The sequence below is a fragment of the Proteus sp. G2300 genome, assembly GCF_009915965.1.
In the GTDB taxonomy this organism is placed as follows: Bacteria; Pseudomonadota; Gammaproteobacteria; order Enterobacterales; family Enterobacteriaceae; genus Proteus; species Proteus vulgaris.
Genome location: NZ_JAABNK010000020.1, coordinates 63143 through 82500, shown reverse-complemented (window position 1 = coordinate 82500; position 19358 = coordinate 63143). Strand labels below are relative to the sequence as shown.

The following is a 19358-nucleotide window of genomic DNA, read 5'->3' as shown; positions in this document are numbered from 1 at the left end:
CTGTTTCACCTTTTGTCATCTTCATAATTAACTGGATCATGACTCTATCAATCCATTTATAACGAGGATAAAAAAGTGCGCCAGCAAATACCCCCGTTAACGTTGGCTTCCACGGAGTCTTATCTAAAAATTTACGCATATAAGCATTCGTCTCAGGTGTATTCTTTTCCGCTTTTCTTGCAGTAAGATTAACGCCAAAGAATGCGGACGGCATACTATTTAATTGTGCAAGATGACGAGTGATAAATTTATCGAGAGCTTTATTAAAGTAACCATAACGAATAGAAGCACCCACTAATACTTTATTATAAGCAGATAAATTTAAACTCTGCTGAACAGAGGTTAAATCTCTCACATCACATTCATAACCGTGTTGTCTTAATTCGTTGGCGATTTGTGTCATGATCTTTTTAGTTTGACCATCAGTACTACAATACAACAATAGCGCGCTCATACATCACTCCTTGTATTAGATTAATCACGCCAAAACGTTGGGGTAAATAAAACTAATAATGTGAAAACTTCTAGTCGTCCAAATAACATTGTTACGACGAGTATCCATTTTGCTGCCGGATTCATTGTCGTAAAGTTATCAGCGACAATGCCTAATCCAGGACCAAGATTATTTAACGTTGTTGCAATAGCAGAAAATGCAGAGAACTCATCAACCCCTGTTGCTATCAACAACATTAAGCTAATAATAAAGACCAAAGCGTAAGCGGAGAAAAATCCCCAGACGGCCTCAATAATACGTTCGGGTAATGCCCGATGACCAAGCTTGATGGTATAGACTGCATTCGGGTGAACAAGACGTTTTAATTCACGATTTCCTTGTAAGAATAAAAGTAATATTCGGATCACTTTTAATCCACCACCCGTTGACCCTGCACATCCACCAATAAAAGCAGAGCATAATAATAGAAGAGGCAAAAATGCAGGCCATTGTGCAAAACTGTCTGTTGCAAAACCTGCGGTTGTCGCCATAGAGACAACTTGGAAAAAAGCCTGATTTATGGTTATCCATCCTGAATCATATACAGAATAAAGCCAAAGAATACCGCTGCAGATAATGACTAATCCCAATTGGATTGAGATAAACATACGAAATTCAGGATCACGCCAATAAATATTAAGACTTCTTCCTGTTAATACGGCGAAGTGTAAACCAAAATTACAGCCAGAAATTAAAAGGAATACACCAATAATGATGTTAATGGTTGGGCTATTAAAATAGCCAATACTGGCATCGTGAGTAGAAAACCCGCCAATCGCAATAGTGGAAAAACTATGAGAAATAGCATCAAACACATCCATGCCTGCAATCCATAACGCTAGAGCACAAATAATTGTAAGCAAAACATAGATAAGCCAAAGTGCTTTTGCTGTTTCTGCAATTCGAGGACGCATTTTATTATCTTTCAATGGCCCCGGCATTTCTGCGCGATATAGCTGCATTCCCCCAACACCTAAAAGTGGAAGAATAGCAACAGCTAATACAATTATCCCCATCCCCCCTAACCATTGGAGCATTTGTCGATAAAACAAAATAGCTTTAGGTAAGGAATCTAGCCCCACTAAGGTTGTGGCACCCGTTGTTGTCAGCCCAGAGAAAGATTCAAAAAACGCATCTGTAATAGAAAGATGTGGTTGTTCAGAGAAAATAAACGGTAATGCCCCCACACTGCCTAACACAGTCCAAAATAAAACTACAATAAGAAAACCTTCTTTAGGCTTAAGCTCACTTTTTTTATTTCGGTTAGGGATCCACAGCATTAACCCAATGATCAATGCAACAATAAATGTTTGGCTAAATGCTCGTCCGGCACCATCTCGGTATATTAATGCGACAATACCAGGAATGATCATCGTGACAGAAAATAAGATAACGAGCAGTCCGACAATACGGGTTATTGAACGAAAATGCATTTAGCGATTTCCTTGGTAGCAAAGATTATTCATTTTTATCTAATGGGATTAATTGCATACTACCACGACTCATATCGCGTAGTTTAATTTCCACTTCATCACTATGTACAGCTGGCAATGAAAGAATAAATGTGACTTTATCGGTATATTCGCTTGAGAGCACTTGCCCTTGATATTGTTCAACGACTTGTTCAAGTAATGAAACAAGTGAATATTCACACTCTACATTAAAGCGCAATTGTGGCACTTTTGTCTTTGTTGATAATATTTTTAATGCCTGCTGAACACCACTACCATAAGCACGAACCAACCCTCCTGTTCCTAATTTGATCCCGCCAAAATACCGAACAACAACTGCAGTTACTTCCCCCATTCCACTTCCCAAAAGAGGAGCTAGAATAGGTTTTCCCGCAGTACCTGTTGGTTCACCATCATCAGAGAATCCTAATTGTTGCGAATCATCTGGCCTGCCAGCAACAAAAGCCCAACAGTGATGTCGGGCATCAGGAAATTGCTCTTTGATAGACTGAATATAAGCTTTAGCTGCATCAATACCCTCAGTGTGAGCAATAAATGTAATAAAACGGCTTTTCTTTATTTCTTCACTGAACTCTACCGTTTCAGCGGGGATCAAATACGCTTTCATCAGGCTAAGTGTAAGTCTCTAGTCATATTTTCAATTTTGTTATCGTGGATAATAATATTATCTTCAATACGAATGCCACCAAAGGGTTTGAAGTGTTCAATTTGCTTCCAATTAAAATGAGTGCTGTATTTCCCTTCTTTCCAAGGCTCTAATAAAGAATCGATGAAGTAAAATCCAGGTTCAATCGTTAATACCATGCCAGGTTCAACAATACGTGTACAACGTAAGAATGGATACATAGCAGGAGCCGCTAAATGAGTTCCTTTATCATCTTGCATAAACCCAGCAGCATCATGAACTTGCAGACCTAAAGCATGCCCTAAACCATGAGGCAAAAATGGTGTCGTTAAGCCAGCACTCACCATCTCTTCTTCACTAACACCTTTCACAATACCGTATTTATTGAGTAATCCAGCAATACGTTGATGCATTTGAACATGGTATTCCGTGTAACGCACACCCGCTTTCATCGTTGCGATCAACGCTTGTTGTGCATCATTCATATCTTTAACTAAAGACGTAAACTCATGATTTTCTTTTGCGCTATAAGTACGAGTTATATCAGCAGCATAACCATTATATTCTGCGCCAGCATCAATCAGGAAACTACGATATTCATCTGGTGATTCATGATCTAATTTAGTGTAATGCAACACAGCCGCATGCTCATTTAATGCAACAATATTCCCATAAGGTACATCGGTATCACGATGACCTGTTGCCATTAAATACGCCATATTAATATCAAATTCACTTAATCCCGCTTGGAAAGCTTCGCGTGCAGCAATATGACCATTCACTGCCATTTTCTGAGCTTCACGCATACAGGCTAATTCATAACCTGTCTTATAGGCACGATAGTAATGATAATAATTAAGAAGAGATTGATTATTAATATTATCAATACTCACGCCTAATGATCCAGCTCGTTGCGTATTTGGGCCAATATAAGCAGTATTCTTATTAATATAAGGCGCAAGTTCTTTTTTAATATCATCAACATTTTTTAGATGAATTAATTCAATTTCATGCGTCCAATAGCTACTTGGTAAGGCTTCAACACTATGCCAATAATCAACTGGAGAATAAAACCATAATTTTGGTTTATTAACACCATCAACTAATAACCAGCAATGGGGGACATCCGTCACAGGTACCCATGCCTTAAAATGCGCATTAACTTTAAAAGGGTAATCACTGTCATCAAGAAAAATACGAATAGGCTCACCAGAATGAATTAATACGGAATCAAGATGGTGTCTGGATAAAGCATCACGCGTACGATTTTGTAGAGTTTTGATATGTTCTTGGTACAGAGAGAGCAATTTTTCCATTATTAATGACCTTATCTTATTCATTGTTAATAATTCAGCTTAACACGCCAACTCTTTTAGTGGCTAACACCATAACAAAAATAGATTATTAGCAATTTATTTCACTTTTTTTTACCAAATAAAGCAACATCATAAAATTCAATAAGTTAAGTAATTTCACTGTGATCCTCCTTGCAATTTATTAATCGAATATTTGCATTTATTTAACATTGTATTCACACTCTTATTATCTGGTCATACCAGTCTATACTTTTAGGGAGAATACAAATGCTCTATCAAAGCGAAAATATTCAAGTCAATTGGGTGAAACAAGGTATTGTTGAACTCGTTTTTAACGCCAAAGGCTCTATTAATAAATTAGATACCAAAACAGTTGCGATGCTAAGCGAAGCTTTAACCGTATTAGAAGCAACACAAGATCTAAAAGGTGTTATTTTACGTTCTGAAAAACCTGCCTTTATTGTCGGTGCTGACATCACTGAGTTTCTATCCCTATTTGATGCCCCTGAAGAAGAATTGACTCAGTGGCTACACTTTTCGAATCAAATCTTTAGTCGACTCGAAGATTTACCCGTTCCCACCATCTCTGCTATCAATGGTTATGCGCTTGGTGGAGGATGCGAATGTGTACTTGCGACCGATTTCCGTATTGCATCCCCTGATTTACGTATTGGCCTTCCGGAAACCAAACTTGGGATCATGCCCGGCTTTGGGGGATCGGTACGTCTTCCTCGTTTAATTGGTGTCGATAATGCATTAGAAATTATTACTGCGGGTAAAGATGTTGATGCGCAAACTGCACTTCAAAATGGATTGATCCAAGCTATTGTTCCATTGGAAAACTTAAAAGAAAGTGCACTTTCTCTAATAGAGCAAGCGATTGACGGTAAGATTGATTGGAAGGCCGCACGTTATCCGAAAACAACGCCATTAAGGTTGACAGAACTTGAACATAAGATGTCTTTTGGTGTAGCTAAAGGCATGGTGATGAAAGTAGCTGGCCCTCATTACCCAGCCCCTATTACCGCAGTAAAAACTATCGAAAAAGCAGCCTTCTTAAATAGAGATGAAGCACTCGCTCTTGAAACTGAAAGTTTTGTCAAACTCACGCGCACTGATGTTGCTAAAGCCTTAGTCGGCATTTTTCTCAATGATCAGTATGTCAAAAATATTACGAAAAAACGGCATGCAGAATTACCTAAACAAGCAGCTGTATTAGGTGCGGGTATTATGGGCGGTGGAATTTCCTACCAATCAGCCTTAAAAGGTATTCCGGTTATTATGAAAGATATTAACCAAAAATCCCTTGAACTGGGTATGAATGAAGCGCTAAGCCTATTACAAAAACGCCAAGAGAAAGGTCGCATGACCGCTGTTGATATGGCGAAAACACTCGCCTCTATTCAACCAACACTAAATTATGCCTCTGTCAGCGATGCAGATATTGTGGTTGAAGCCGTTGTTGAAAATCCAAAAGTAAAAGCAACGGTACTTGCAGAAACAGAAGCATTATTAGCAGATAACGCGATCCTTGCTTCTAATACCTCAACAATACCTATCTCATTGCTCGCAAAATCCTTAAAACGCCCAGAAAATTTCTGTGGTATGCATTTCTTTAACCCTGTTCATCGCATGCCTTTAGTGGAAATTATTAAAGGTGAAAAAACCAGTGAACAGACTATTAATCGTGTTGTTAGTTACGCCAGTAAAATGGGCAAAACACCAATTATTGTTAATGATTGCCCCGGCTTTTTCGTAAATCGAGTCCTCTTCCCTTATTTTGCGGGATTCTCTCTCTTGCTAAGAGACGGTGCTGATTTTATTGCTGTTGATAAGGTGATGGAAAAAGTATTTGGATGGCCAATGGGGCCAGCATATCTACTTGATGTTGTAGGCATTGATACTGCCAATCATGCTCAAGCAGTCATGGCCCAAGGCTTCCCTGACAGAATGGGCTCTATTGAACGTGATACTATCGCATTGTTATATGAACAACAGCGATATGGGCAAAAGAATAATCATGGTTTTTATCATTACTCTGTTGATAAACGAGGAAAAAAACAAAAGACGGTTGATGGGCACATTCAAACACTAATCCAACAAAATGCGGGTAAAACACAAGCGTTTAGCGAAGACACGATTATTGCTCGCATGATGATCCCGATGATCAATGAGGTTATTCGTTGTTTAGATGAAGGCATTATTGCTTCACCGGCCGAAGCTGATATCGCACTAGTATATGGCTTAGGTTTCCCTCCTTTCCGTGGTGGTGTATTCCGTTACCTCGATACTATTGGGACAGCGAAATTTGTTGCTGATGCACAGCAATATGCGTCATTAGGGCCACTCTATCAAATCCCTGAAAGTTTAAAACAGAAAGCGCAACTCAACGAAACCTATTATCCAAAACCCGCAAAAGTAGATGTTAACATCAGAGAACTCGCTTAAGGAGAGATGAAATGGAAAAGGTTGTCATAATTGATGGTATTCGTACTCCGATGGGACGCTCTAAAGGTGGTGCTTTTCGCCATGTTAGAGCGGAAAATCTCTCTGCTCACCTGATGCAAGCATTACTAAAACGCAACCCTAATATTAACCCAAATGATATTGGTGATGTGATTTGGGGCTGTGTACAACAAACTTTAGAGCAAGGTTTTAATATTGCTCGTAATGCTGCGTTGCTGGCAGAACTTCCTCATAAAGTGCCAGCTGTCACTGTTAACCGCCTATGTGGTTCATCAATGCAAGCACTACATGATGGTGCTCGCCAAATTATGCTTGGTGATAGCCAAGTGGCATTAATTGGCGGTGTTGAGCATATGGGTCATGTACCGATGACTTATAATGCAGATTTTAATCCATCGCTTAATCTTTCTGTCGCTAAAGCCTCATTTTCCATGGGGTTAACCGCAGAAATGTTGGCTAAATCATTCCAAATTTCACGTGAAGACCAAGATAAATTTGCTTATCGTTCTCACCATTTAGCCGCTCTTGCAACACAGCAAGGCTATTTTGATAATGAGATAGTGGCTATCAATGGCCATGATACAGAGGGTAATTTCATTAATGTCAGAAATGACGAAGTTATTCGTTATAATCCAAGTCTTGATGATTTAGCGCAGCTTAAGCCAGTATTTGATCCCGCAACAGGCTCTGTTACAGCAGGAAATTCATCAGCAGTTTCTGATGGTGCATCAGCGATGTTTATCACCAGTGAACGGTATGCTAAAGCGCACAACTTAAAGCCTCGAGCTATTATTCGTGCTATGGCTGTTACAGGGTGTGATCCCGCTATTATGGGTTATGGTCCTGTTCCTGCCACAGAAATTGCATTGAAGAAAGCTGGATTAACACTCGGTGATATTGATATTTTTGAACTCAATGAAGCTTTTGCAGCACAATCATTAGCCTGTATGAAAAAAATGAATTTGCTAGAAAGTCTAGATGACAAAATTAATTTAAACGGTGGTGCAATCGCCTTAGGACACCCTTTAGGTTGCTCCGGTTCACGTATAACAACCTCATTACTCAATATTATGGAACGTAAAGATGCACAATTTGGCTTAGCGACAATGTGTATTGGATTAGGACAAGGTATTGCAACGATTATAGAACGTGTTTAATGCGATATTCTGTATATCCACGTTCTTATAGTTAGAAAAGTATTCTTTTCGATTGCATGGTTAAAAACCATTTTCCCGCCGTCAGGGGCGGGTTTTTTTATGGCTTTAAAAACAACAATAATGGCAAATAACAAGGCATTGTTGCTTTATCAGATAAATTCAAAAGCATCACTAAATAGACGTGTTTTATCCGCATTACGCTCATTACAAAAACGATCTCTGGCTATTTTGGCCATTTCAAAACGCCCTGCAATGTAAATATCATATTCTGATAAATCACCGAAATCTTCACTTATTGCAGTTAATACAGTCCCTTTTCTGCCTCGCCAAGTCTCATCTGGTTGTTCAACCACAGGAACAATCGTTAAAGAAGGATGCAACTCTGATAATTCTTGTAATTCATTAAGATCATAGAGATGAATGCGCTCTCTTCCCCCCCAATAAATTGTAATAGGTCTCTGTGGATTTTCAGCTAATGCCGCCAATAAAATAGAATGGGTATAAGAGAATCCCGTCCCTCCTGCAATTAATAACAGCGGACGTTGGCTCTCTTTTCTAAACCATGCATTTCCGTGAGGAACATCAATCATGAGTTGTTGTTTCTCTAATATCACATCAAGCACAGCCATTGCATAAAGATTGAGTTCAGACGCACCAATATGAAGTTCAATAAAGTCTTTATTTTCAGGTATAGATGCTATAGAAAAAGGACGTTTATCACGCTCATCCATAACGGCTAAAAGATATTGCCCAGCCTGAAAATCAAATTCACCATCAGGTAATAATCTTACCCGATAAACCGTATCTGTCATCGGCTCAACAAGTGAGACTTTACAATTCAGTATTGCCATGTTGTTCCTCTGTTATTATTTAAGAATATCAAGCTGTTCCCAAATAGTATCGACTCGTTGCTTGACTTCATCAGACATCACAATAGGTCTGCCCCATTCTCTATCTGTCTCACCCGGCCATTTATTGGTTGCATCAAGCCCCATTTTTGACCCTAGTCCAGAAACAGGCGAAGCAAAGTCGAGATAATCAATAGGCGTATTTTCCATCAGAATAGTATCTCTCGCAGGATCCATTCTGGTCGTAATTGCCCAAATCACATCTTTCCAATCTCTTGCATTGACATCATCATCGCAAACAATCACAAATTTAGTGTACATAAATTGTCGCAAATAAGACCAAACCCCCATCATCACGCGTTTAGCATGACCCGCATACTGTTTTTTCATGGTCACAACAGCTAAACGATAAGAACATCCTTCTGGAGGCAAATAAAAATCCACAATTTCAGGAAATTGTTTTTGCAATATCGGAACAAGTACTTCATTAAGTGCAACACCTAATACCGCGGGTTCATCAGGTGGACGTCCGGTATATGTTGAATGATAAATTGCATCTTTACGGCGTGTTAAATGCGTAATAGTAAACACAGGGAAAGAGTCGATTTCATTATAATAACCAGTGTGATCACCATATGGCCCTTCTGGCGCGAGCTCTCCTGGCTCAATATAACCTTCAAGGATAATTTCAGCACTTGCTGGTACTTCGAGATCATTTGAAAGACATTTTACAACTTCTGATTTATTACCACGCAATAAACCCGCGAATGCATATTCAGATAAGGTATCTGGCACAGGTGTTACCGCACCTAAAATAGTGGCAGGATCTGCCCCTAATGCGACGGAAACTGGGAACCGTTCTCCGGGGTGTTTTTGGCACCACTCTTGAAAATCTAAAGCACCACCACGATGCGATAACCAGCGCATAATCACTTTATTTTTACCCAGCACTTGCTGACGATAAATGCCTAGGTTTTGGCGCTCTTTCAATGGACCGCGAGTCACCGTTAATCCCCAAGTAATCAAAGGCGCCGCATCTTCAGGCCAACAATGCATAACAGGGATCTTCGTTAAATCAACGTCATCACCTGTTAAAACCACCTCCTGACAAGGGGCTTTGCTCAAGCGTTTTGTTGGCATATTTAAAACTTGCTTAAATTTAGGTAACTTATCAAAGAGATCACGAAAACCTTTCGGAGGATCAGGCTCTTTTAGAAAAGCTAATAGCTTTCCAACCTCGTGTAGGGCTTTAACATCATCTTGCCCCATTCCCATTGCGACACGCTCTGGTGTACCAAATAAGTTACAAAGCACTGGCATATCAAATCCTTTTGGATTTTCAAACAACAGTGCAGGCCCACCGGCACGTAAAGTTCTGTCCGCTATTTCGGTCATTTCAAGGTAGGGATCTATTTCAACGGTGATACGTTTTAATTCACCTTTTTTTTCTAATAATGAAAGGAAATCTCTTAAATCGCGGTATTTCATCATAATCTTACGAGCCAGTGAGTGAAAGAAAAGAGGGCTAAGCCCTCTTTGAGACGCTATAAGCTAAACGCATAACTCACTAAAATGCAATGCTTTTTATTTGATAGCGTTTACTATACTTATAAACAACGGAATGGAACCCATTCTGAAAGTAATGTAGTATCAAACTGTTCAGGGAATGTTTTTCCATGTTGGAAGATTTTAAAACCTTCATTTTTCGCGCTGTAATAACGTAATTCTTCACCTTGAATATATAAGTAGCTCCCTTCACGAATAGCCACAACAATCTCATCGGGGTTGATTGCACAGAACTCAGCAATACGCTCATCGCGTGTTTCACCCATATGACCACTAATGGATGCATCAATGTAATGTGGGTTAATTTGAACAGGGAACAAGCCGAGTGACGGCATAATTACAGAGGAACGTACTGGCATATCATTAGTTGTTCGAATTGTTGGCGTTGCAACGTTACAGCCAGCACTCCAACCAATATAAGGAATATTACGCTCACGCACTGCACGTTGAATTGGAACAACTAATCCTTTTTCATGCAACATTTGGTTTAATAACCATGTATTACCGCCGCTAACTAAAATACATTCCGCATTATTGATTGCATCAACTTCTGAATCAAAATGTTCAATACATGTAACTTCAATGCCTAACACTTCTGATAAATCACGAGCACGTTGATCATGATCGGAACGAATAACAGCATAGGCAATTAATACTGCAGAACGAATACCTCGTTTTTTGATCATGCTATCGATATTATCTTTTGCATAGCTTAACCAACGTGGATCCCCGGCAATTTTTCCGTTACTTAATAAAAAAACTTCCATGACAGAACCTCTTTATAATTATGAACAAAATTCTAAGATAATCATCTTGAAAGCTTTTTCTTGTTTTTACCATCACTTTTTTGTCAACTTGTTACCTCTATCCGAGATCCAATTGAAAGTAACAAAAACCCCCACTTTTATTGCGTATGAACACAGCTTTTCTCTTTTTTTTCCAGTATAAAATCACGTTAGGCTATTTTTATTTAAACCCAATAGATGACTGTTACCTTAATTATAAATTTGCTATTATCAATTAAATTAAAATTAACTAACTTATTGTCTCTACTATGAAAAACTGGCACTTGCTGTATTGTAAACGGGGGCAAATCCCTCGTGCTATCGAACACTTAGAACGTCAGCAAGTGAGCTGTTTCACACCTATGGTAACAATAGAAAAGGTATTAAGAGGAAAACGTACAACCGTAACAGAACCTCTTTTCCCTAATTACCTTTTTATCGAGTTTGATCCTGAGGTTATTCATACCACCACTATTAATTCAACGCGTGGCGTCAACTCATTTGTACGATTTGGGCAATATCCTGTCACAGTCCCTCAAGATGTGATTGATACATTACAAATACCTCAACTTTCATCGATGACATATAGCGAAGAAAATGTACCTCATAGCGGAGATAGTGTTTTGATTACAGAAGGTATTTTTCAAGGGATACAAGCAATATATCAGGAGCCTGATGGTGAGGCTCGCTCAATTTTGCTTTTAAACATATTAAACAGCGAAGTAAAAAAATCAGTCAGTAATAAAGAATTTAAAAAAGAGCCATTCTAGAAAAAGTTAACCCAGCGATTGCTGGGCTAATATTACATGATTTCAAGAAACTTGTTCCTAAAACTATTTTTGCTGTTCTGTTTCCGCTTCCGCCTCTGCTTCCTCAGCTTCTTCTTCTGGTGTTTTTCTTCGGCCGTTACCCACATAAAAACGCGATAGTATGACACCGATTTCAAATAGCAAGTACATAGGTATCGCTAGTAAGGTTTGAGAGAAAACATCTGGAGGTGTCAATACCATACCTACGACAAAGGCACCCACAAGAATATAAGGACGTTTTTTCTTTAAAGCATCAGGTGTCGTTACACCACTCCAGCACAGTAAAATAATCGCAATAGGTACTTCAAAAGCCGCACCAAACGCCATAAAGAGCGTCATGACAAAACTGAGATATTTACTGATATCTGGAATAAAGTTAACCCCTTCAGGGGTTGTATTAACAAAGAAGCCAAATGCAAGAGGGAACACAACAAAATAAGCAAACGCCATACCAAGATAAAATAATACCGTACTTGAAACAAGCAACGGTAACATTAGGCGACGTTCATGTTTATACAATGCTGGTGCGATAAAAGCCCATACCTGATAAAGAATAACAGGTACAGAAGCAAAAACGGATACCATAATTGTCAATTTAATCGGTGTCAAAAAGGTAGAGGCAACATCTGTCGCACTCATATTTGACCCTTGTGGCAACTTATCAAGTAATGGAGCCGAGACTAATTGATAGATATCGTTAGAAAAATAAACCAGCCCTAAAAAAACCACTAGAACAGAAACTAAGCTATACATCAAACGCTTGCGTAGTTCTATTAAATGGCTGATCAGCGGTTGGGTATCGTTTACTGCCATGTTTTAATGCTCACCATTGACCTGATCAGTTGTTTTTTTCTCTATTGTTACTGTTTTAGTAACAGGAACTTCTGTCTTTGTAACACTTTCTGCCACAACAGGTTTATGGCTGTTAGCATCATCATTAACTTCATCAGCTTCAGCAAGCGCGGCAAGATCAGAAGGTGACGGTTCCGTAGAGTCGGTTTTTACAGACTGCTCTGTTGTTGATTCTGGCGTTGAAGGTGTTTGGTAAGTCTGCTTTAAAGATTGTGCAGCCTCTTTTAACTCATCCATGGACGCTTTTAACTCTGGCGATAGCGTTTGTAAATTTGCTTTCTCTTCAACTTTTTTCAAGCTCTCTTGGAGTTCTTGAAGCTTGAGTTCTTGAGTAAGCTCATTTTGTACATTCGCAGCCAAAGAGCGCAACGCCCTTACCCAGCCAGCAATTGTTTTTACTGCTACGGGCAAACGTTCTGGCCCCAGAAAAACAAGACCAATCACCATGACCAATAGCAGCTGACTAAAACCAATGTCAAACACGGTTTATACCTGCTCTTTGTTTTTGCTCTCAGTTGTAGACTTCTCTTCTGTTGAAGTCTTCTGCGCTAAATTTTTAGTATCAAAATCTGCGTCATTATTTGTTTTTTCAGCATTGTTGGTGTCTTTATCTGCTGCTTCATCACCAATCGCTTTTTTGAAACCTTTTACTGAAGCACCTAAATCTGAGCCCAATGTGCGCAGTTTATTTGTACCAAATAATAAGACAACGATGACAGCGATGATGAGTAATTGCCAAATGCTAATACCGCCCATTTTATGTTCCTCAACTATTTTCGGGGTTATACTTAATAACAGTGCCCATTATATACAACGAATTCAATTTTCGGGAATCCCGAATTCATCTTTTAACTTGCTCAAAAACAAACTTTGATGTGTTTTTATTGTGCATTACCCGATCTAAACCAACCTAAAATCCATGCAAGAAGACCTAAACCGATAAAAACACTGAATAATGTTTTAAAACCAGAAACAAAAAACAGGCTACCGCATAAAAACAGTGTTGTCCCTATACCCAATAAAAATAGAGACTGTCTCTGTTTGACTCTTTGCGAACTTATTTGTTCCGTCAATTTGTCTAGTGTTAACTTCATATTTTTATGTTGTTTCAGACTATCATAAACCAGCTCTGGTATCTCTGGCATTTTTTCAATCCAGTAAGGAGCCTTACTCTTTATGCCATTCATTAACGCTGTAATACCAATTTGACTATGCAACCAATCTTCTAAGAAAGGTTTTGCTGTTTTCCATAAATCCAATTGCGGATACAGTTGTCGCCCAAGCCCTTCAACATAAAGTAAGGTTTTTTGAAGCAAAACTAATTGTGGTTGCACTTCCATATTAAAACGACGTGCGGTATTGAACAGATTAAGCAGTACATGACCAAATGAGATCTCAGAAAGTGGCTTTTCAAAAATCGGCTCGCATACAGTGCGAATAGCAAATTCAAAATCTTCAACATTAGTATCTGCCGGCACCCAGCCAGAATCGACATGCAATTCAGCTACTTTTCGGTAATCACGATTAAAGAAAGCCAAAAAATTCTCTGCTAAATAGCGTTTATCTTCTTTATTTAATGAACCGACGATGCCACAATCAATACCAATATAGTAAGGATTTTCAGGGTGATCATAGCTAATAAACACATTGCCAGGATGCATATCCGCATGGAAAAAACTGTCTCTAAACACTTGAGTAAAAAAGACTTTCACTCCGCGCTCAGCTAGCAACTTCATATTGGTATTTTGTGCATTTAATGCTTCAATATCTGAAACAGGAATACCATAAATACGCTCCATCACCATCACATTTTCATGGCAATAATCTGAATACACTTCAGGGATATACAGCATAGAGCTATTTTCAAAATTACGACGTAGTTGAATAGCGTTGGCCGCTTCACGCAGTAAATTTAGCTCATCCAGCAGTGTTTTTTCGTATTCTCGGATCACTTCTTTTGGTCGTAAACGACGGCCATCAGGTAAAAAAGGTAATAAATTTGCCAAGCGGTACATCAAACGGATATCTGCTTTGATCACCGGCTGAATATCGGGGCGAATAACTTTCAGTACAACTTCTTTGCCGTTTTCTTTTAATTTCGCGGTATGAACCTGAGCAATAGACGCTGAAGCCAGTGGCGTTTCATCAAAATCATCAAACCATTGGTCGATGGGACCACCGAATGAATTTTCGATATATTGTCTTGCTTTTTTACCATCAAAAGGAGCAACTTTATCTTGCAATAGTGCAAGTTGATCAGCAATTTGAGGAGGAAAAAGGTCACGTCGAGTTGATAACATTTGGCCTAATTTAATCCATACTGGCCCTAATGTTTGCAATGCGAGTCGTAAGCGTTCACCTAATGGTTTTTCTGGATGTTTATTTTTGATCCAAAAGAGTGCTCGGCATCCTAATCTTGCGGGTAAAGTAATTCGATGTTTAGGAATTAATTCATCAAGCCCATAAGATAAAAATACCTGAATAATATGATAGAGGCGCTTTAACTCACTAAGGAGCATTATTTTTTCTCCAATGTGCCTAACCGTTTTTCCAGCTCGGCTGTTTGCTGTACAAGCTGTTCTATTTCATCATAAAAATGGACTGTTTCTAGTGTGCTAGGTGCAGTTTTCCACTCTTCAATTAACGCATCACGTAAATAACCTTTTTGCTGACTCAAAAGTGAAGAAAATAACTGAACACCCTTTCCTGCAACAACAGTCAAACTTTGCGCTGCTAGATCGCCAATATAAGGCGCCAAATATTGCGCGGGCTCCCACTGCGCCATATCAAGCAATGCAGACCAGTTTTGTACAACCTGCATATCACCATCAATAGTGATATCACCACGATTGATCAGTGCTGACATTTTCTGGCGATCACGAAGCTTAATTAGAGTACGTAATTTTGTTTTTATCAAACAATCAGTTTCGTCATCCCACTGGCTTAATACATCAACTTGTTGCTCGCTAAAGACTAAGTAGATGGAACGAGGAAACTCATTGATAGAAAGCGCCAACACTTTGCCCGCAAGACGATTGCGGGCAGGTTTAAGCACATTTTCCTGATATAAAACGTGATTAAGTGCAGTTTCCATTGATGCTGTTAACAGCGGATACAGCACTTGAGAAGCAATATCATGAGAAAAAGTGGCTTTTTCCATCTCAGAATTTAAATCCTTTATGTAGGGCAACTATACCGCCAGTCATATTGGTATAGGTTACTTGGTCAAATCCGGCTTCTTCCATCATACCTTTTAAGGTTTCTTGGTCTGGATGCATACGAATTGACTCCGTTAAATAACGGTAACTTTCAGCATCATTCACAATGACTTGACCAATTTTGGGTAAGATATGGAAAGAATAAGCATCATAAATCTTGCTTAAAGGCTCCAAAACAGGTTTAGAGAATTCAAGCACCAATAGACGTCCACCTGGCTTTAATACACGAAACATTGAACGTAAAGCTTTTGCTTTATCGGTCACATTACGTAAACCAAAGGAGATAGTAATGCAATCAAAATGGTTGTCAGGGAAAGGTAACTCTTCAGCATTCGCCTGTACATAGTTAACATTACCCACAATACCGTGATCACGTAGCTTTTCACGTCCCATTTTCAGCATTGAATCATTGATATCGGCTAAAACAACTTCCCCATTCTCGCCCACTAAACGAGAAAATTTAGCTGTTAAATCTCCAGTGCCTCCTGCAAGATCAAGAACACGTTGGTTACGTCTTACACCACTAGCTTCAATGGTATAACGTTTCCAGATACGATGAACGCCGAAAGACATCAAGTCATTCATTAAATCATATTTAGACGCGACAGAGTGAAAAACCCTTGCAACCATGGTTTGTTTATCATCTTTGTCAACGGTTTGGAAACCAAAATCTGTTGTTTCCTTAGTTTGTTGAGTCATATTATTTGCCCGCTAATTAATCAAAATTTAGTAAATTCAGTACTGGTCTTATTTAAGAAATCTTTATCTCTTTATTTTTCCAATCAATCAGATGCTGATTTTTCAATGAGATCATTATCAATCGTTTTTTTTATCTCAACCCCTAAGGATTTAAAGCCTTCCGCTTGACTGATAAGATTTCCGCGACCTTCAGACAGTTTTTTCATCGCCAATAGATAGCCAGACTGCGCTTTTTGAATACTGTTTCCTAGCCCTTGCATATCATCAACGAAAAGTCTTAATTTGTCATACATTTTAGCCGCTCTGTCTGCAATTTCTTGCGCATTTTGGCTTTGGTATTCATATCGCCACAATGCGGCTATTGTACGCAAAGCAACGAGTAAAGTAGATGGCCCAACTAACATTATATTGTTTTTTAATGCTTCTTCTAACAAGTCAGGAGAATGACCAATAGCAACAAGATAAGCCGGCTCTATAGGGATAAACATTAAAACATAATCTAAAGACGTGACACCCGGTAGCTTATGATAATCTTTTACACTCAATCCTTTAATATGCGTTCTAATTGAGTTCACATGAGCATAAAGCGCTTGCTTACGTTCGTTTTCATCATGACTACTAAAATACTTTTCATATGCCACTAGCGACATTTTAGCGTCGATAATAACATCCCTACCATGAGGGAGATGCACTATGACATCAGGTTGATAACGACCACCATTTTCATGGCGAATGTTTACCTGGGTTTCAAATTCATGACCTTCACGTAATCCTGAAGATTCTAATATACGCGCTAATACTGTTTCACCCCAGTTACCTTGGACTTTATTGTCCCCTTTTAAGGCATTTGTTAAGTTAACTGCTTCTTGCGCCATTTTTACATTTAATTGTTGAAGCTGACGGATCTCATGAACTAAGGTATGTCTCTCACGGGCTTCTTGCCCAAACCCCTCTTGAACCTGGCGTCGAAAACTTTCCAATTGTTCACGAAAAGGTGACAGTAAATGCGTTAACCCTTGCCGATTTAACTCTTCTGCTTTACGCCCACTTTGTTCAAAAATACGATGAGCTAAGTTCTCAAACTGCGTTGCAAGCCGTTGCTCACTATTAATTAATAACCGTTGTTTTTCTTCTGCAGATATTCGGCTTTCTTCCCAACGCGTTGTCACTTCTCTTAATTCAGCTTCTTGTGAAGTAATAATTTCTCGCTGAGCACGTAACTCTTGTTCAAGTTGCTCTATATGCTTTTGTAAAGAAGGGATAATCACCGTTTTTTCTTGGGCGACAGCAAGCTGTGTGTGATTTTCACGTAGCATGGCTTCTTTATCGGATAAACGTTGTTGAATAGACCACCAAACTAGCCCTCCCCCAACAAGCACACCGCCTAATAAGCCAATGATCCCATATAACAACTGAATATCCACTAAAGTGACCTTTTTAATTTCCAGCGGGCTACGTTAAAACGCATAGGTAATATTGTCTAGCAACAATTTACCTCATGACTTGATTTGCGATAAAGGACGCAATTATCCGATCCATTTCGCAAGCCATTGCAAACCAAAAGCACCGGGCGCTAAAATCCCAAATGCCCAAATCATGGCTGATGTTAAATTCGCAATTTGAAAATAACGTTGTGGCATAGCACAGATACCTGCAACTAATGGTACGATTGCACGAAAAGGTCCAAAAAATCGCCCAATAAATACGCCCCAAATTCCCCAACGATTAAAGAATTGATGACCTCTAACAAGCGTTTGTGGTGAGCGCGAAATCGGCCATAAGTTTCTCACGCCATCTTTGTAATGAAATCCGACCCAGTAGGATACCCAATCACCAAAGAACGCACCTAACGCCGCAGCAAGCCAAATAGGCCAGAAAAATAAACCGCTTTCACCTATCAAGGCCCCTAATCCCAATAAAATAACAGTTGCCGGGATCAACAAAGAGATAAAAGCGAGTGATTCACCAAAAGCAAGAAAGAACACGATCGGGATAGCCCAGATTTCATGCTGTTTTACAAAGAGCGTGATGGTATGAATAATGTCTTGTACTGTCAAAATAGAGACCTTAGATTCGATTAACTTAAGTAAAATAAAACGTTCTTATTAACCGAATATAAATCACTTCATTATTCAAGAAAATAACTTTGTAAAGCATCTCGGCTAGATGCATCTAGACCAATATCTTTCTCTAGCCAAATATCCACATTACCGTAATTCTCATTAATACTAGCTAATGCCGTTTGCAGGAACTCTTCTTGTACTGAATACACATAAGCAAATTTGTCTACAATATTATCACTCATTGTTTTGGCATGTTCTTCTAAAAGATAAGCACGATAAGGCGCTAATGTTTCATTAGTAAGTAGGTAATCTTCCATCACCATATCTAAAGATGCACCTAATGCAAATAATACTAAAGCAGAACCAACACCAGTTCTGTCTTTACCTACTGCGCAGTGTTGTACTATTCCCCCTTTTTCAGGTTGCTTTAGTAATGTTGCCAATTGTTTATAAGCGGGGTTATTGATAGGCAATAACTTATATAACTGAAACATAAATGCTTTAGCATCAAATTGTTCTAGTATTTCAGGTGTCAGCTTTTCAAGATTAGCGGAAACCTCTTTTGATAATGGATTTGCAGGAGCGTGATAATATTGTGCACCTTCCCAAACTCTGTCTGGTTTATCAACGATTTCGCCACTATCGCGATAATCAATGATTTGAAAAAGATGTCTATCGATGAGAAGAGACTGATCCGTATGGGTTAGCCTATCCAGTGAGCCAGAACGAAAAAGCCTGCCGGGTTTAATAACACCACCGTTACTCAGTTTTTTCCCACCTAAATCACGAAAATTAATCCCGCCGACTAAAGGCAACACCGAAGGATGTGTTTGTAAGATATCAGTCATAACGCCTCTTCTCATTATTATGTTATTCAGTTCTTAAAGAACCTTAACAGAAATCATCTTCTGTTGTCATGTCATATTAACGTGATGAATTACCATACAAAAAAAGCCCTTAATACTTTTGTATTAAGGGCTTTTGTTTTC

Annotated in this window: 19 protein-coding genes (1 of these 19 cut by a window edge); 3 read left to right on the top strand and 16 right to left on the bottom strand. The window is 38.9% G+C overall.

Annotated elements, in window-relative coordinates; translation table 11 throughout:
* The 4 genes in view from hemG to pepQ are tightly spaced (at most 25 nt apart) and all read right to left on the bottom strand, a layout consistent with a single transcriptional unit that may run on beyond the window.
* Positions 1-454 carry the 5' portion of a menaquinone-dependent protoporphyrinogen IX dehydrogenase gene (gene hemG / locus GWI97_RS09960; RefSeq protein WP_087803812.1) on the bottom strand. Its footprint begins 77 nt before the window's first position, so only the first 454 of its 531 coding nucleotides appear in the window; it begins with the start codon at positions 452-454; its stop codon lies off the left edge, out of view.
* Positions 455-474: 20 nt separating this feature from the next.
* Positions 475-1926, bottom strand: coding sequence for a Trk system potassium transporter TrkH (gene trkH / locus GWI97_RS09955; RefSeq protein ID WP_036939643.1), 1452 nt, complete (start codon positions 1924-1926; stop codon positions 475-477).
* Between the two features lie 25 nt (positions 1927-1951).
* Positions 1952-2572, bottom strand: coding sequence for an IMPACT family protein (locus GWI97_RS09950; RefSeq protein ID WP_036939646.1), 621 nt, complete (start codon positions 2570-2572; stop codon positions 1952-1954).
* Positions 2572-3906: a Xaa-Pro dipeptidase gene (pepQ, locus tag GWI97_RS09945; RefSeq protein ID WP_087803813.1), complete on the bottom strand. Its 1335-nt coding sequence runs from the start codon at positions 3904-3906 to the stop codon at positions 2572-2574. Before pepQ ends, GWI97_RS09950 begins: the two co-directional genes overlap by 1 nt.
* 267 nt (positions 3907-4173) lie before the next feature.
* Here pepQ and fadB point away from each other — a divergent pair, with 267 nt between their 5' ends.
* Both fadB and fadA read left to right on the top strand, forming a co-directional pair.
* Entirely contained in the window at positions 4174-6354 is a 2181-nt protein-coding gene (gene fadB, locus GWI97_RS09940) for a fatty acid oxidation complex subunit alpha FadB (protein ID WP_036939652.1), read from the top strand.
* Positions 6355-6365: 11 nt separating this feature from the next.
* Positions 6366-7529 carry an acetyl-CoA C-acyltransferase FadA gene (fadA, locus tag GWI97_RS09935; RefSeq protein WP_036939653.1) on the top strand — a complete coding sequence of 388 codons (1164 nt, stop codon included), beginning with the start codon at positions 6366-6368 and terminating at the stop codon, positions 7527-7529.
* 149 nt (positions 7530-7678) lie between these two features.
* Here fadA and fre read toward each other — a convergent pair whose 3' ends face one another.
* The 3 genes from fre to pepE form a co-directional block, all read right to left on the bottom strand.
* Positions 7679-8380, bottom strand: coding sequence for an NAD(P)H-flavin reductase (gene fre / locus GWI97_RS09930; protein ID WP_161751941.1), 702 nt, complete (start codon positions 8378-8380; stop codon positions 7679-7681).
* 15 nt (positions 8381-8395) lie between these two features.
* Positions 8396-9865 carry a 4-hydroxy-3-polyprenylbenzoate decarboxylase gene (ubiD, locus tag GWI97_RS09925; RefSeq protein ID WP_036939659.1) on the bottom strand — a complete coding sequence of 490 codons (1470 nt, stop codon included), beginning with the start codon at positions 9863-9865 and terminating at the stop codon, positions 8396-8398.
* Between the two features lie 119 nt (positions 9866-9984).
* Positions 9985-10710: a dipeptidase PepE gene (gene pepE, locus GWI97_RS09920; RefSeq protein WP_036939662.1), complete on the bottom strand. Its 726-nt coding sequence runs from the start codon at positions 10708-10710 to the stop codon at positions 9985-9987.
* A 287-nt stretch (positions 10711-10997) separates the two neighbouring features.
* Here pepE and rfaH point away from each other — a divergent pair, with 287 nt between their 5' ends.
* Positions 10998-11498, top strand: a complete 501-nt coding sequence (rfaH, locus tag GWI97_RS09915) for a transcription/translation regulatory transformer protein RfaH (RefSeq protein ID WP_036939665.1) — start codon at positions 10998-11000, stop codon at positions 11496-11498.
* A 63-nt stretch (positions 11499-11561) separates the two neighbouring features.
* On the opposite strand, the gene tatC is transcribed toward rfaH, so the two are convergent.
* The 9 genes from tatC to GWI97_RS09870 form a co-directional block, all read right to left on the bottom strand.
* Positions 11562-12350, bottom strand: coding sequence for a Sec-independent protein translocase subunit TatC (gene tatC, locus GWI97_RS09910; protein WP_115370494.1), 789 nt, complete (start codon positions 12348-12350; stop codon positions 11562-11564).
* A 3-nt stretch (positions 12351-12353) separates the two neighbouring features.
* Positions 12354-12872, bottom strand: a complete 519-nt coding sequence (tatB, locus tag GWI97_RS09905; protein ID WP_036939670.1) for a Sec-independent protein translocase protein TatB — start codon at positions 12870-12872, stop codon at positions 12354-12356.
* A 3-nt stretch (positions 12873-12875) separates the two neighbouring features.
* Positions 12876-13145, bottom strand: coding sequence for a twin-arginine translocase TatA/TatE family subunit (gene tatA / locus GWI97_RS09900; protein WP_006535549.1), 270 nt, complete (start codon positions 13143-13145; stop codon positions 12876-12878).
* Positions 13146-13270: 125 nt separating this feature from the next.
* Positions 13271-14908 carry a ubiquinone biosynthesis regulatory protein kinase UbiB gene (gene ubiB, locus GWI97_RS09895; RefSeq protein WP_036939673.1) on the bottom strand — a complete coding sequence of 546 codons (1638 nt, stop codon included), beginning with the start codon at positions 14906-14908 and terminating at the stop codon, positions 13271-13273.
* Entirely contained in the window at positions 14908-15549 is a 642-nt protein-coding gene (locus tag GWI97_RS09890) for a ubiquinone biosynthesis accessory factor UbiJ (protein WP_036939676.1), read from the bottom strand. The genes ubiB and GWI97_RS09890 overlap by 1 nt, the downstream gene beginning before the upstream one ends.
* A gap of 1 nt (position 15550) precedes the next feature.
* Positions 15551-16306 (bottom strand): bifunctional demethylmenaquinone methyltransferase/2-methoxy-6-polyprenyl-1,4-benzoquinol methylase UbiE, encoded by a 756-nt coding sequence (gene ubiE / locus GWI97_RS09885; protein WP_006535554.1) that lies wholly within the window; start codon positions 16304-16306, stop codon positions 15551-15553.
* Between the two features lie 83 nt (positions 16307-16389).
* Positions 16390-17730: a DNA recombination protein RmuC gene (gene rmuC, locus GWI97_RS09880; protein WP_087803815.1), complete on the bottom strand. Its 1341-nt coding sequence runs from the start codon at positions 17728-17730 to the stop codon at positions 16390-16392.
* Between the two features lie 102 nt (positions 17731-17832).
* Positions 17833-18363: a DedA family protein gene (locus GWI97_RS09875; RefSeq protein WP_036939678.1), complete on the bottom strand. Its 531-nt coding sequence runs from the start codon at positions 18361-18363 to the stop codon at positions 17833-17835.
* A gap of 71 nt (positions 18364-18434) precedes the next feature.
* Positions 18435-19217 (bottom strand): tyrosine-protein phosphatase, encoded by a 783-nt coding sequence (locus GWI97_RS09870; RefSeq protein ID WP_036939682.1) that lies wholly within the window; start codon positions 19215-19217, stop codon positions 18435-18437.
* Between the last annotated feature and the right edge of the window lie 141 nt (positions 19218-19358).